16 protein-coding genes are annotated in these 13,900 nt (G+C 73.1%); 8 read left to right on the top strand and 8 right to left on the bottom strand.

What is annotated here, in order from left to right; all coding sequences use genetic code 11:
• Positions 1–49: 49 nt before the first annotated feature.
• Positions 50–412: a DUF4345 family protein gene (locus ABD709_RS04620; RefSeq protein WP_344772766.1), complete on the bottom strand. Its 363-nt coding sequence runs from the start codon at positions 410–412 to the stop codon at positions 50–52.
• 122 nt (positions 413–534) lie between these two features.
• Between ABD709_RS04620 and ABD709_RS04615 the strand changes: the two genes are divergently transcribed.
• Positions 535–1,617, top strand: a complete 1,083-nt coding sequence (locus ABD709_RS04615) for a hypothetical protein (protein WP_344772764.1) — start codon at positions 535–537, stop codon at positions 1,615–1,617.
• Between the two features lie 65 nt (positions 1,618–1,682).
• Here ABD709_RS04615 and ABD709_RS04610 read toward each other — a convergent pair whose 3' ends face one another.
• Entirely contained in the window at positions 1,683–1,898 is a 216-nt protein-coding gene (locus tag ABD709_RS04610; protein WP_344772762.1) for an acyl-CoA carboxylase subunit epsilon, read from the bottom strand.
• A 150-nt stretch (positions 1,899–2,048) separates the two neighbouring features.
• A complete protein-coding gene (locus ABD709_RS04605) occupies positions 2,049–3,668 on the bottom strand; it encodes an acyl-CoA carboxylase subunit beta (RefSeq protein WP_344772760.1) in 1,620 nt (539 codons plus the stop codon).
• Between the two features lie 42 nt (positions 3,669–3,710).
• Between ABD709_RS04605 and ABD709_RS04600 the strand changes: the two genes are divergently transcribed.
• From ABD709_RS04600 to ABD709_RS04575, 6 genes are all read left to right on the top strand, one after another.
• The gene (locus ABD709_RS04600) at positions 3,711–4,556 is read left to right on the top strand and encodes a biotin--[acetyl-CoA-carboxylase] ligase (RefSeq protein WP_344772758.1); all 846 of its coding nucleotides are present in this window, start codon (positions 3,711–3,713) and stop codon (positions 4,554–4,556) included.
• Positions 4,557–4,583: 27 nt separating this feature from the next.
• Positions 4,584–5,108, top strand: coding sequence for a PH domain-containing protein (locus ABD709_RS04595; protein ID WP_344772756.1), 525 nt, complete (start codon positions 4,584–4,586; stop codon positions 5,106–5,108).
• Entirely contained in the window at positions 5,101–6,066 is a 966-nt protein-coding gene (locus tag ABD709_RS04590) for an adenylate/guanylate cyclase domain-containing protein (protein WP_344772754.1), read from the top strand. The genes ABD709_RS04595 and ABD709_RS04590 overlap by 8 nt, the downstream gene beginning before the upstream one ends.
• Positions 6,067–6,138: 72 nt before the next feature.
• Positions 6,139–6,471: a winged helix-turn-helix domain-containing protein gene (locus tag ABD709_RS04585; RefSeq protein ID WP_344772752.1), complete on the top strand. Its 333-nt coding sequence runs from the start codon at positions 6,139–6,141 to the stop codon at positions 6,469–6,471.
• A gap of 33 nt (positions 6,472–6,504) precedes the next feature.
• On the top strand, positions 6,505–7,425 hold the full coding sequence (locus tag ABD709_RS04580) for a PfkB family carbohydrate kinase (protein ID WP_344772750.1): 921 nt from the start codon (positions 6,505–6,507) through the stop codon (positions 7,423–7,425).
• A 75-nt stretch (positions 7,426–7,500) separates the two neighbouring features.
• A complete protein-coding gene (locus ABD709_RS04575; RefSeq protein ID WP_344773037.1) occupies positions 7,501–8,616 on the top strand; it encodes a 5-(carboxyamino)imidazole ribonucleotide synthase in 1,116 nt (371 codons plus the stop codon).
• Here the strand turns inward: ABD709_RS04575 and ABD709_RS04570 are convergent, their stop codons facing one another.
• Genes ABD709_RS04570 through ABD709_RS04550 form a run of 5 tightly spaced genes read right to left on the bottom strand, consistent with a single transcriptional unit; the run spans position 8,617 to position 13,283 of the window.
• Positions 8,617–9,300 carry a response regulator gene (locus ABD709_RS04570; protein WP_344772748.1) on the bottom strand — a complete coding sequence of 228 codons (684 nt, stop codon included), beginning with the start codon at positions 9,298–9,300 and terminating at the stop codon, positions 8,617–8,619.
• Positions 9,297–10,514, bottom strand: a complete 1,218-nt coding sequence (locus tag ABD709_RS04565) for a sensor histidine kinase (RefSeq protein WP_344772746.1) — start codon at positions 10,512–10,514, stop codon at positions 9,297–9,299. The genes ABD709_RS04570 and ABD709_RS04565 overlap by 4 nt, the downstream gene beginning before the upstream one ends.
• 35 nt (positions 10,515–10,549) lie before the next feature.
• Positions 10,550–11,524 carry a D-alanine--D-alanine ligase family protein gene (locus tag ABD709_RS04560; RefSeq protein WP_344772744.1) on the bottom strand — a complete coding sequence of 325 codons (975 nt, stop codon included), beginning with the start codon at positions 11,522–11,524 and terminating at the stop codon, positions 10,550–10,552.
• Positions 11,521–12,645, bottom strand: coding sequence for an alanine racemase (alr, locus tag ABD709_RS04555; protein WP_344772742.1), 1,125 nt, complete (start codon positions 12,643–12,645; stop codon positions 11,521–11,523). Before alr ends, ABD709_RS04560 begins: the two co-directional genes overlap by 4 nt.
• On the bottom strand, positions 12,642–13,283 hold the full coding sequence (locus tag ABD709_RS04550) for a M15 family metallopeptidase (protein ID WP_344772740.1): 642 nt from the start codon (positions 13,281–13,283) through the stop codon (positions 12,642–12,644). Before ABD709_RS04550 ends, alr begins: the two co-directional genes overlap by 4 nt.
• Before the next feature lie 104 nt (positions 13,284–13,387).
• Between ABD709_RS04550 and purE the strand changes: the two genes are divergently transcribed.
• Positions 13,388–13,900 carry a 5-(carboxyamino)imidazole ribonucleotide mutase gene (gene purE / locus ABD709_RS04545; RefSeq protein ID WP_344772738.1) on the top strand — a complete coding sequence of 171 codons (513 nt, stop codon included), beginning with the start codon at positions 13,388–13,390 and terminating at the stop codon, positions 13,898–13,900.

The raw sequence follows: 13,900 nt of genomic DNA, 5'->3' as shown, positions 1-13,900 counted from the left end.
ATGTGAGCAGGGTTACAACGCGCATCGGCCCCGAGGCCGAAGCCGGCGATCAGGCGGTGAGCGCCTTGCGATGCTGGCGTGCGCCGAGGACGAGCGCACCGGCGAGCGCGATCTCCAACGCCATGAAGCCCTTCATCTTGGGGCTCAGGCCGCCCTCGAAGTAGCTGGATCCGGCGCGTCCGGCCGCCATGCCGGCCGTCGCCACGCCGATCACGGTGCCGGAGCTCGGCGCGGCGGCGAGGGTCGCTGCCAGCGCGAGCGGCATGCCGCCGTACACCGCGCGGAGCTCGGTGCGCGCGTCCGCATGAGGTGCGGCGACACCCACCACCGAGGTGACCACGTCGGGCTTGAGGAACGAGACGACACCCATGCCGGCGAACGACGCCGCGCCGATGGCGATCAGACGGTTCATGCCGCCATCCTGCCCGGGTACGGCGGCCGCCGCCTCAGACCGCGGTAGGAAGTGCTCTGGGATGCGCCGCAACGAACAGCGCGGCAGGCACGTCTTCTCGGTATGGGTAGGAGCAGGAGTCGGTGAGCAATCAGTCTGGGCAGCAGAGGGCGTGGTCGGCGGCCGGCATCGCCGCGCTTGCCGTCGCGGTCGTCGTGGCGATCTCGGTGCTGATCGGAGGCGGCGGCGACCGTGACAGTGATCGGACCTCCGACAACGCTTCGGGTCCGTCGACTGCCTCAGCCCTGGCGGACGGCCAGCGGTGGATGAGCTTCCGCGATGTCGAGGTCGGGGTGCCTGAGGCCTGGCCGCTCGATGACAGCTCCAGCAGGCCGGACTGCGTGCACGGTGCGGAGGACGGCCGGTCGTGGGGCGTGCCAGACCACCACTACGTCGAGGTCAGTACGGGGTTCGGCGGGGTCGCCGCGGTTGGCTGCATGCCGACGGAGCAGCCCGCGGACATGCCGTCGGCCTTCGGAGTACTGCCGTTCGGGCTGTGGCAGTCCCACGTCACGCTGTCTGATCCCAACACCGACAACCCCGACGGCACGTGGACCTATCGCGACTGGACCCTGACGCGAGCCACCGCCGGTGACGTCCAGATCTCCGTGCTCGAGTCGCCGGCCGACGCCGGCCTCGCGTCGGGGGTGACGGCTTCTCTCCGCGTGGTGACCACCAACGTCGACGGGTGCCCGGTCGAGGCCGACGTCGAGCGAGCTGGCTTCCAGCGCCCGGAGGCGCCCGGCGTGCCGACCGCCAACTTCGACGGTGTCGTCGCTGTCTGCCAGTACGACCGGAGCGGCGCTACGCCGTCGGGTCTGGTCGGCTCGCGACAGATCACCGGTGTCGCGGCCCGTCGACTGGTCGATGCCATCGGCGCCGCTCCGGACGGCGGCGGTCCGGACCGACCTCAGAACTGCACCCATGACGAGTTCGGCGACACGGGCATCCTGTTGCGGTTCCTGCCGTCGGACTCCGTGACCCGCGACGGGTCTTTCCCCGAGGCATACGTCTACTACGACTGGTGCTTCGGGAACGGGATCATCGACTCGTCGGACGAGCGGGCGCTGACCGTCGCCGACTGCCGTCCGCTCTTCGGCGGGACCGTGCGGCTCTGGACCACCCAGAGCAACGTTTGGCCGCTCTGCGCCGAGTCCGATCGCTGAAAGACATCCATGACGCCGTCCGATCGCAGTCACCGGGTGACTGCGATCGGACGCCATCGACCGAGCTAGAGCGCGCTGGCCCGCCAGGCGCCAGGCCCATGGCTGATCGGCCTGCGCATCCGGCGGGCGGGGTTGGCCCACTCCGACCTCGGCGGCTCGGGCGCCGGCTCGCCGCCGCCCAGCGCCGAGAACACCGCCACCACGGCCGCGATCTCCTCCGGGGTCGCGTCGGGGTTGACGACGCGGAGGAGGGGCTGCTGGGGCTTGTCGTCAGTGGTCATCGTGATCCTTCTTGTTGCGGTTGTCGGGGGGCCGCCGAGCCGGCGCAAACTTCCGACGGCTCGCTTCGCTCGCGGGGGGAAGTTTCCGCCGGCTCGGCTCCAACGCTGAGCAGCAGGCAATATCCCGCTGCAGGCTCCGCTGCGCTCCGCCTACAGCGGGATATTGCCGTGCTTCTTGGGCGGGAGCACCTCGCGCTTGGTGCGCAGGAGCCGCAGGGCACGCACGACCTCGACGCGGGTCTCGTGGGGGGCGATGACGGCGTCGACGTACCCGCGCTCGGCGGCGATGTAGGGGTTGGCGAGGGTCGTCTCGTACTCGTCGATCAGCTCGGCGCGGCGGGCGTCGACCTGCTCGGCGGAGGCGCCGCTGTCGGCGAGCTCCTTGAGCTCGCGCCGGTAGACGATGTTGGCCGCGCCCTGGGCGCCCATCACGGCGATCTGGGCGGTCGGCCAGGCGAGGTTGATGTCGGCGCCGAGGTGCTTGGAGCCCATCACGTCGTAGGCGCCGCCGTAGGCCTTGCGGGTGATGATCGTGACCAGCGGGACCGTGGCCTCGGCGTAGGCGTAGATCAGCTTCGCACCGCGGCGGATGATGCCGAGGTGCTCCTGGTCGACACCGGGCAGGAAGCCGGGGACGTCGACGAAGGTCAGCACCGGGATGTTGAACGCGTCGCAGGTCCGCACGAACCGCGCGGCCTTCTCCGAGGCGTCGATGTCGAGGGTGCCGGCGAACTGCATGGGCTGGTTGGCGACCACGCCGACCGAGTGGCCCTCGACCCGGCCGAAGCCCACGACGATGTTCGGCGCGAACAGCGGCTGCACCTCGAGGAAGTCGCTGTCGTCGAGCACCGAGGTGATGACGTCGTGGATGTCGTAGGGCTGGTTGGGGCTGTCCGGGATCAGCGTGTCGAGCGCCATGTCCTCGTCCGAGAAGGACAGGTCGGCATCGTCGGGGTACGTCGGCGGCTCGTCCATGTTGTTCTGGGGCAGGAAGGACAGCAGCGCCTTGACCCACTCCAGCGCGTCCTCCTCGTCCGAGCCCATGTAGTGGGCGTTGCCGGACTTGGTGTTGTGCGCGCGGGCGCCGCCGAGCTCCTCCATCGTGACGTCCTCGCCGGTGACGGTCTTGATCACGTCGGGACCGGTGATGAACATCGCCGAGGTCTTGTCGACCATCACGGTGAAGTCGGTGACGGCCGGGGAGTAGACGTGGCCGCCGGCGCAGTTGCCCATGATCAGGCTGATCTGCGGGATGACGCCCGAGGCGTGCACGTTGCGGCGGAAGATCTCGCCGTACAGGCCGAGGGAGACCACGCCCTCCTGGATCCGCGCGCCCGCGCCCTCGTTGATGCCGATGATCGGGCAGCCGGACTTCATGGCGAGGTCCATCACCTTGGTGATCTTCTCGCCGTACACCTCGCCCAGCGAGCCACCGAAGACCGAGAAGTCCTGGGAGAACACGCACACCTGGCGACCGTCGATCGTGCCGTAGCCGGTGACCACGCCGTCGCCGTAGGGCCGGTTCTTCTCCAGCCCGAAGTTCGTCGACCGGTGCCGCGCGAGCTCGTCCAGCTCGACGAAGGAGCCCTCGTCGAAGAGCTGCTCGATCCGCTCCCGCGCGGTCTGGCGGCCCTTCGCGTGCTGCTTCTCGATCGCCTTGTCGGAGCCCGCGTGCACCGCCTCCTCGAGGCGGTTCTCCAGGTCGGCGAGCTTGCCGGCGGTGGTGTGGATGTCGGGCTGGTCAGGCGTGTTGGTCGGTTCGGCAGTCACGGGTGCTTGGCCTCCTTGAGCTCATCGGGAAGGGTAGTAGGCGTGACCCTCGGCCCTGACCCTCGCCCACCCTTTGATTCCCAGGCCCGCCCACCCTTCGACCGCCAGGCGCTGGAGGAGGCCTTCTCGGTTCTGCCCGACCTGGACCTCGAGCTGCTGCCCGAGGCAGCGTCGACCAACCAGGTGGCCGCCGAGCGGGCGAGGGCGGGCGCGGACGAGGGCCTGGTCGTCGTCGCGGACCACCAGACCGCGGGCCGCGGCCGGTTGGACCGCACCTGGGAGACGCCGCCGGGCACCGCGGTGACCTTCTCGATGCTGCTCCGGCCGAGCGTGCCGCCGGCGACCTGGCCGTGGCTGCCGCTGCTGACCGGGCACACCGTCGCGAAGGCGCTGCGCGCCGAGGGGTACGACGCCCACGTGAAGTGGCCGAACGACGTGCTCGTCGAGGAGCGCAAGGTGGCCGGGATCCTGGTCGAGCGGGTGGACACCCCGGACGGTGCGGCCGCGGTGGTCGGGGTCGGCGTCAACGTCGGCCTGACCGAGGACGAGCTGCCCGTGCCGACGGCGACCTCGCTCGCGATCGAGGCGGGCGGGTCCGACGGCGTGCCGAGCCGGGACAGCGTCCTCCTCGACGTCGTCGCCGCGATCCGCGAGGGCTACGACACCTGGCAGGTCGGCGGGGAGGGGGCGGCCGCGAGGCTCGCGGCGTCCTACGCCGAGAGCTGCGCGACCATCGGGCAGCAGGTGCGGGTCGACCTGCCCACGGGCGAGGCGATCGTCGGGCGGGCCACGGCCATCGACCCGGACGGCCGGCTGGTCGTCGAGACCGGGTCCGGCGCGCAGCGGGTCGGTGCGGGCGACGTCGTTCACGTGCGTCCCGCGACGTAGGCCCCTCTCGAGTGGGAGGATGCGGCCGTGGCCATTTCGCAGAAGCTGCTCAACCCCGGCGAGACGCTGGTCATCAGCTGCCGCCAGCACCCCAAGGCCCTCTTCGGCCCGATCCTCGCGCTGGTCTTCTTCCTCGCCGTCGGCGTCGCCGCGCAGGTGCTGCTCCCCGACGGCTGGGGCGTCGTCAAGCTCGTCGTCTGGGTGCTGTGCGTCGTCGCGATCCTCTGGTGGACGGTCCGGCCGTTCTTCGAGTGGCTCACCACCGTCGACGGCATCACCGACCGTCGGCTGATCACCCGGCACGGGATCCTCACCCGCAAGGGGCACGACATCCCGCTCGCGCGGATCAGTGACGTCTCGATCGAGATCAACCTGACCGACCGGCTGTTCGGCTGCGGCAGCCTGATCATCACCGACGCCTCGACCTTCGGCGAGGTGCGCCTCAACGACATCCCGCACGTCGAGCAGACCCAGCTCAAGCTCAACGAGCTGCTGAACGCGCTGCACGGCGGTGGCGGCGCGCCCACGCGCCGCGCCGACGAAGGTGTCTGACCCGGAGGCCTCCGGGGACCCCGCCGCCGCGATCCTGGGGGAGACCCCGAGCCTCACTGCCGGTGAGGTCGCCGAGCAAGCGGGCATGCGGGCGGAGGACGCCCGCCGGCTGTGGCGGGTCCTCGGCTTCCCCGAGCTGCGCGACGAGGCGGCGTACACCTCCTCCGACGTCGAGGCGCTGCGGGCCGTCGTCGGGATCCTCGGCGACGGCATCGTCGACCTCGACATGCTCTTCCAGATCGCCCGCGGCGTCGGACTGACCATGGGCCGGCTCGCGGACTGGGAGGTCGGCGCCCTCATCCAGCACATCGCCAACGACGACACCCTCGAGGTCGGCGCGGCGACGCCGCTGCTGCTGGAGAAGTACGGCCGCACGTTCGAGGAGCTGCTGCTCTACTCGTGGCGCCGGCACCTCGCCGCCGCCCTGACCCGGATGGAGTCGCTGCGCTCCGTCGACGACGAGGACCCGCAGAGCACCGACCTCACCGTCGGGTTCGCCGACATCGTCGGCTTCACCGCGCTGTCCAACGAGCTCACCCGAGAGCGGATCGGCGACCTGGTCGAGGTCTTCGAGGCCAGGTCCGGCGACGTCATCGGGACCAACCACGGGCGGCTCATCAAGAGTATGGGCGACGCGGTGCTGTTCGTGAACGACGACCCATTCGCCGCGTTCGAGACCGCCGAGGGGATCATCAACGTGATCGGGCGCGACAGCCGGATGCCGGACGTGCGGGTCGGGCTCGCCAGCGGACCCGTGGTCATGAGGCTCGGCGACGTCTTCGGACCGGCCGTGAACCTCGCCGCGAGGCTCACACAGGTTGCCCGCCGCAACCGGATCATCGTCGACCAGACCACTGCGGGTTTGCTGCCCGCGGAGCAGATCGAGTGCCGCCCGCTGCCCCCGCGACCGGTCCGTGGCTTCGGCATCGTCGAGCCCGTCGCAGCACGCCGGGTCTAGCGCAGATATCGGTACGGCAAAACTTTCCTCGAAACGCGTTGGCTGCCCGGTTCCGGCCCTACCTTGTGGCCTGTGATCGAGGTGCAGGACGTGCGTCTGGACCCGGAGGGCCGGCGCGTCTGGCGCGGCGACCGGGAGATCGTGCTCTCCCGGAAGGAATTCGACCTCGTGCACGCCCTGATCTCGCGCGCCGGTGAGGTCGTGAGCCGCGAGGACCTGATGCGCGACGTCTGGCACGCGGACTTCTGGACGTCGTCGAAGACCATCGACGTGCACCTCGGTTGGGTACGCCGCAAGCTGGGCGACGACTCCCGGCACCCGGTGCTGATCACGACGATCCGCGGGCGCGGGCTGCGCTTCGAGGTGGGCGCCCTCGACCTCAACGGAGTCCGTCCCGCCAACTAGGCGTCCCGCTCGCACCTGGTGCGACCATGCACCATGCGCTCGGTCCTGGTCGTCGGTGAGTCCCTCGTCGACGTCGTGCTCCATCCCGACGGGTCGGTGCGCGAGCACGTCGGCGGCAGCGCCGCGAACGTCGCCGTCGCCGTCGCGCGGCTCGGGGTGCCGGTGCGGCTCGCGACCGCCTTCGGCGACGACGAGCACGGCCGGATGATCACCGACCGGCTGCGGTCGGACGGCGTAGGGCTCGCCTCGGAGCCGCTCGTCGTCGCCCGTACGTCGACCGCGGTCGCGCGGCTCGCCGAGGACGGGTCCGCGTCCTACGAGTTCGACCTCGACTGGCGGCTCGGCCCGGTGGAGCCCGACGAGGTGGGCGGCGGGCCCTCGGCCGTGCACGTCTGCTCGATCGGGGCGCTTCTCGAGCCGGGCGCGACGGCGGTCGCCGAGGTGGTCCGCGGTGCGGGAGCGCGGGCGACGATCAGCTACGACATCAACCTGCGGCCCGCGATCACCGGCACCGGTCCCGACGTGGTCCGCCGGGTCGAGGCGCTCGCCTCGCAGGCGGCGGTCGTGAAGGCGTCCGACGAGGACCTGGAACAGCTCTACCCGGGTCGGTCCGCGGACGACAGCGCCGCGGCGCTGCGTGCGCTCGGCTCGCGCGCCGTCGTCGTCACGCGCGGCGGCGCCGGCGCCAGCGCCTGGACCGGCTGCGGCCGGGTCGACGTGCCGAGCCCCCGGGTCACGGTGGCCGACACCATCGGGGCCGGCGACACCTTCATGGCGGGGCTCCTGGTGGCCCTGGCCGACCGCGACCTGCTCGGAGCCGTCCACGCGGAGGACCTCGGCGCCCTCGAGGCCGACGAGTGGGCGCAGGTGCTGGGCTTCGCCGCCGCCGCGGCGGCCCGCACGGTCGGCCGGCCGGGCGCCGACCCGCCGACCCGGGCGGAGCTGGCCGGCTAGTACCGTGCGCCCGTGCCCGACCCAGTGCCACCAGCTCCGCGCGTCGCCGTCATCGGAGGCGGCCAGCTGGCCCGGATGATGGCGCAGCCGGCGATCGCCCTGGGCGTCCCGCTCCGCCTCCTCGCCGAGGCCGAGGGTGTCTCCGCCGCGCAGGTGATCCCCGACCAGCTCGTCGGCGACTACCGCGACCTCGCCACGCTCACCCGCGTCACCGAGGGCTGCGCGGTCGTCACCTTCGACCACGAGCACGTCCCCACCGAGCACCTGCACGCGCTCGAGGACGCGGGCGTCGCCGTACGGCCGGGGCCGGAGGCACTGGTCCACGCGCAGGACAAGATCGTGATGCGCGAGGCGATGGCGCGGCTCGGCGCCCCGCAGCCGCGCTGGGCGGTCGTGGCCTCGGCGGCCGACGTCGCGGAGTTCGGGTTCCCCTGCGTGCTGAAGGTCAGCCGCGGCGGCTACGACGGCCGCGGTGTCTGGGTCGTCCGGGAGCCGGCCGACGCCGAGGAGCCGCTGGCCGCCGCCGAGCGCTCCGGTGTCCGGCTGCTCGCCGAGGAGCTCGTGGACTTCCGCCGCGAGCTGTCCGCGCTCGTCGCCCGCTCGCCCAGCGGCCAGGCGGCGGCGTACCCCGTGGTCGCCACCACCCAGCTCGACGGCATCTGCCACGAGGTGATCGCGCCCGCGCCCGGCCTCGACCCGGACCTCGCCGGCCAGGCGCAGCAGCTGGCGCTGGGGGTCGCAGGTGAGCTCGGTGTGACCGGCATGCTCGCCGTGGAGCTCTTCGAGGTCGACGTCGACGGCACCCCCGGGATCCTCGTCAACGAGCTCGCGATGCGCCCGCACAACACCGGCCACTGGAGCCAGGACGGCGCGATCACCTCGCAGTTCGAGAACCACCTGCGTGCCGTGCTCGACCTGCCCCTCGGCTCGCCGGCGCCGCGCGCCCGCTGGACGGTGATGGTCAACATCCTCGGCTCGGCGCGCGAGGACGTCGGGCACCTCTACGACGGCTACCCGCACGCGCTCGCCCGGGACCCGCGGCTGCGGGTGCACCTCTACGGCAAGGAGCTGCGGCCGGGCCGGAAGGTCGGCCACGTCAACGCCTACGGCGAGGAGCTCGACGAGGTGCTCGAGCGGGCCCGGCACGCCGCCGGCTGGTTCCGCGGCGACCTCGGCGACGAGTCGGAGTAGTCAGCCCAGCAGCAGCCCGTGCTCGTGGGCGAAGACCACGATCTGCACGCGGTCGCGAAGCCCGAGCTTGCGCAGGATCGCGCCGACGTGGGTCTTCACCGTCGACTCGCTGAGGTGGACGGCGCCGGCGACCTCGCTGTTGGACAGCCCGCGCGCGACGGCGTCGAAGATCTCGCGCTCCTTGTCGGTGAGGGCGAGGTACGGCGGCGGGGGCACCTTGGGCGCTGCGAAGGTCCGGTCGAGCAGCCGTGCCAGGTCCTGCGGCGCGAGCACCGCGTTGCCGGCCGCGACCGTGCGGATCGCCTCGGCCAGCCGCTGCGGCGTCGTGTCCTTGAGCAGGAACCCGCTCGCGCCGTACCGGATCGCCGTCGCCGCGCGGTCGTCCAGGTCGAAGGTCGTGAGCACCACCACCCGCAGCGGCCGCTGGCGGCGCGCGACCCGCTCCGGCGCGAGCAGCTGCCGGGTCGCTTCGACGCCGTCCATCTCCGGCATCCGCAGGTCCATCAGGACCACGTCCGGCTCGGTCTCGTCGGCGACGCCGATCGCCTGGAGGCCGTCGGCGGCGGTGCCGACCACCCGCATGCCGGCCTGGGCGTCGACGATCACCCGGACGCCCTCGCGGAACAGGTCCTGGTCGTCGACGAGGACGACCCGGATGTCCTCCGGCTCGGCCGCCGTGCTCATCGCGAGCTCGTCGGGAGCCAGGCGGTCACCGTGAACGTCGGGGCACCCGTGCCGGTGCGCGGACGTACGTCGAGCCGTCCGCCGACCGACTCCAGCCGGCGGCGCATGCCCTCGAGGCCGTTCCCGGCGGTCGGCGAACCGTCCGGCAGCGCCGCCATCGGCACCGTCTCCACGCCGGCCATGTCGATCACGTTGCGCACCTCGATCCTCAGCTCCTCCTGCCAGTGCCGCTCCACGTGGACCGGCTCGTCGCGCCGCCCGTGGCGGATCGCGTTGGTCAGCATCTCCTGCAGCACGCGGTAGGCGACGGTCGCGAGCTCGGGCGGGAGCGGCCGCGGCTCGCCGATCTCGGAGGCGATCACCTCGTGCCCGCTCGCCCGCACGCCGTCGATGAGCGTGTCCAGGTCGCCGCGGGGCGGCCGGTCGTCGGTGGCGCCGAGCACGTGGCGCACGTCCTGCAGCGACGTCCGTGCCGAGGTCGCGATCGTCGCCAGCGTCTGCTTGAGGCGGGTGGGGTCGTCGTCGGGCAGGTACTGCGCCGACTCGGCCTGCGCCAGGATCACCGCGAGCGAGTGGCCCACGACGTCGTGGACGTCCCGCGCCAGCCGGGCCTGTCCTTCGCGGAGCTCGGCCATCTCGGCCGCCCGGTCGCGCTCGCGGGCCGTCTCGACCTGCTCGGCGCGCACCCGGGACTCGCGCCGCAGCACGCGGAGCAGCAGGCCCACCAGCCACGGCACCATCAGCACCGCCGAGCCGAGGACCAGCGCGCCGGTCAGCGTGTACCCCGTCGGGCCCGAGCCGAGGATGTCGTAGTAGGTGCGGTTGGCCGGCGGCATGCCCCGGTCCATGCCTGCCCCGAGCACGATGACGGCGGCGATCGTCGGGACGGAGACGATGCTCGCGACGAGCGTGAAGACCGAGCCGTAGCGGGCGCAGCCGTAGGCGATCACGGCCGTCGCCACCTGCACCAGGAGCAGCGGCACGCTGTACCAGAGCTGGATCAGGGCCAGGGCCCAGAGCAGGCCGAGCGCGAGCGAGGGCCGGAGCCGGTACGCCGCCACGGCCACCGCGAACGCGCAGACGAAGAGGAGCCGGTCGCGCTCGGCCACCGGCGTGAAGACCAGGCTGTAGTGCACCTCCCACGCGCCCAGGAACAGCACGAGGGCGCCGACCCCGACAGCCGGGAGCCAGCGGGCCACCTGGTCGCGGGTCACGGGTGCATCGTCCCAAGAAGCGCTGCCGAACCCCGTCACCCGGTCCTCAGCGCGTCCCGCACCATCCGGTCCAGCAGCTCGGGGTAGGCGATCCCGGCCGCGGCGAGCATCCGCGGCGCCTGCGAGTGCTCGGTCAGGCCGGGCATCGTGTTGACCTCGAGCAGCACCGGGCCGCCGGAGCCGTCCGGGGTCAGGAAGAAGTCGATCCGGGCCAGTCCGCGGCAGCCGAGGGCGTCGTACATGCGCAGCGCGGCGTCCTCCAGCGACCGCCGCTCGTCCTCGGTGAGGTCGGCCGGGACGCGGAGGTCCGCGGTGCCGCCGTACTTCGTGTCGTAGTCGAAGATCCCGGGCCCGACGATCTCCAGCGGCGGTGCGACGAGCCGGGTGCCGTCGGCGGACCCGAGTACGGCGACGTCCACCTCGCGGCCGTCGACGACGTCCTCGACGAGGACCCGGTCGTCGTGGGCGAAGGCCTCCTTGAGGGCGCGCTCGAGCCGGTCGGGGTGGTCGACGAGCGAGACGCCCTGGGACGAGCCCGCGGTCACCGGCTTGACGACGACCGGTCCGCGCCAGGCGTGGTCGCCCGCCTGCTCCGCGGTGAGCACCTCGCCGGCCGCCACCCGGATGCCGGCGGCCGCCGCGACCAGCTTGGTGAGGTGCTTGTCCATCGCGGTCGCGCCCGCCGCGGCAGGGGAGCCGACGCAGGGCAGCCCGGCGAACGCGCAGACCGCGGCGATCGTGCCGTCCTCGCCGCCGACACCGTGCACCGCGGGGAAGACGACGTCGCAGCTGCTCATGACCGCGATCGCGCCGAACACGCCCAGCGGCTTCCCGCCCGCGTCCTGCCAGCCGCCGCCGCGCGTGATGGTCAGCGACACCACGTCGAAGGCCGCGGCCGGCAGCGCCGCAGCCACGGCAGCAGCGGAGGCCAGCGACACCTCGTGCTCGCTGTTCGCGCCGCCGCCGACGACAGCGACCCGGATCCGGCCGTCGGCCACCAGCCTGCTCATCTCGCCACCCGCGAGCCGATGCCGGTGACGATCTCGTGCTCGATCGTTCCGGACCAGAGGGCCCACTCCGCGGCGGTCGGTTCGCCGGTGTCACCCGGGCCGAACACCGTCGCCACCTCGCCGGGGCGGACCGTCAGGCTGCCCACGTCGACGACGACCTGGTCCATGGAGATGGTGCCGACCACGGGACGGCGGCAGCCGCGGAGCAGCACCTCGGCCCGGCCCGACGCGGACCGCGGGAGGCCGTCGGCGTACCCGAGGGGGAGCAGGGCGAGCCGGGTCGCTCGATCGGCCACCCAGGTGTGGCCGTAGCCGACCGGCGTCCCGGCCGGCACGTCGCGCACGGAGACGACCGGCGCGGTCAGCGTCATCGCGGGGCGCAACGGGGTGGTCCCGGTCGGGTCGATGCCGACGAGGCCCGCGCCGACCCGGCACAGGGTGTGCCGGCTGAGCGGGTCGGTGAGCGTCGCCGCGGTCGCGGCGAGGTGGCGCAGCGGTGGCCGCAGCCCGTGCCGGCGCGCGACCGCGATGCCCCACGCGAACCGCTCGCGCGCGACCCCGTTCGCCGGGTGGCCGGGCCGGTCCGCGCGGGCCAGGTGCCCCATGACGCCGACCACCCGGACCGTGCCCGCGACCTCCGCCCGCCGGGCGGCGTGACAGAGGCGCGACCAGTCGGCGGGCGCGGCGCCGTCGCGGGCCATGCCCACGTCGAGGTGCAGGTGCACGCGGGCCGCGCGACTGGTCCGGGCGGCAGCCGCCACGACGGCGGCGAGGTGCGCGCGGCTGGGGACGGCCACGTCGACGCCGGCCGCGATCGCCGCGCCGAAGTCCGCGTCGGGGGTGTTCAGCCAGCTCAGCATCGGCGCGTCGATGCCCTCGAGGCGAAGTGCCAGCGCCTCGTCGATGCTCGTGACGCCGAGCCAGGAGGCGCCGTTCCGGAGTGCGGTCCGCGCGACCCGGCCGGCGCCGTGCCCGAACCCGTCGGCCTTGACGACCGCCATCAGCGCGCCGCCGGACCGGTCGGCCAGCAGCCGGGTGTTGCCCGCGATCGCCGCGAGGTCCACCTGCAGCTGCGGCCGCGCCCGGGTGCCGACGACCGGCTCGGCGAGCAGGGCGGTCACCGGACGCCCCCGACCGGAACCGCGGCCTCGACCGGGCCGTACGGCGCCCGGGCCGCGCCGGTCATCAGCGCCCAGTACCGGTCGCCGTGGCTCCAGTGCCACCACTCGGTCGGGTAGTTGACCAGCCCCACCCGGGTCAGCGCGTCGGCGAGCAGCAGGCGGAGCGCCCGGGCCTCGAGGCCGACGTCGGGCGAGGCGAAGTAGCAGCGCCCGCGGCTGCGCTCGGGCGTCGCGTCGATCGCGGTGCCCAGGTCCAGCGGCACGCCGTCGGCGTCCACCAGGGTCAGGTCGACCGCCGCGCCGGCGACGTGCGGCGCGACCTCGAGCGGCGCGACGAACCGGCTGACCAGCAGCCGGATCTCGGCGTCGCTCGCGTCGGCGTACGTCGACCGCACCTCGTGGGTGTAGCGGTCGATGATCCGCTGCTGGTCGGCCGGTGAGCGGTGCCCCTCGACCACGCGGAGCCGGATGCCGGCGGGCAGGCCGAGGTCGGCGGTGTAGAGCCGGTCGGCGAGCCCCGAGCGGACCCGGGCACCTCCCGGCGCGATGCCCGGGCACAGCTCGACCAGCGGCTCGCCGGTCTCGACGACCGGCACGGCGGCGACCCGTGGGTCGGAGAGGAGCAGCGGAGGGTTCATGGCAGGAACGCTAGGAATCACCCCGGGTACCGCGGATCCGTCCGAGGTGCCGACCTGCGGCACCTGAGGACGAGCGGAGGAGACCCGGCACTAGCCTTCGGCCCATGAGTGCACGGGTGGGCATCGTGATGGGGTCGGACTCCGACTGGCCGGTGATGCAGGCCGCGGCGGACGCGCTCGCCGAGTTCGCGATCGACTACGAGGCCGACGTCGTCTCAGCCCACCGGATGCCGGAGGAGATGCTCGCCTGGGGCAAGGCGGCGCACACCCGCGGTCTCCAGGTGATCATCGCGGGCGCCGGGGGAGCGGCCCACCTGCCGGGCATGCTCGCGTCGGTCACGCCGCTGCCGGTGATCGGCGTTCCGGTGCCGCTGAAGTACCTCGACGGCATGGACTCGCTGCTCTCGATCGTGCAGATGCCGGCCGGGGTGCCGGTGGCCGCGGTCGCCGTCGGCGGTGCGCGGAACGCGGGCCTGCTCGCCGTACGCATCCTCGCCGCGACCGATCCCGCGCTGCAGGAGCGGATGACCGCGTTCCAGGCGGACCTCAAGGCCACCGCGGAGGCGAAGGGCGCCGTCGTGCGGGACGCCGCGGGACTGCCGCCGGTGGTCGAGTAG

Source organism: Nocardioides panacisoli, from assembly GCF_039537325.1.
Taxonomy (GTDB): domain Bacteria; phylum Actinomycetota; class Actinomycetes; order Propionibacteriales; family Nocardioidaceae; genus Nocardioides; species Nocardioides panacisoli.
The sequence above is the reverse complement of the archived record's forward strand: the minus strand, read 5'-3'. Positions and strand labels throughout refer to the sequence as shown.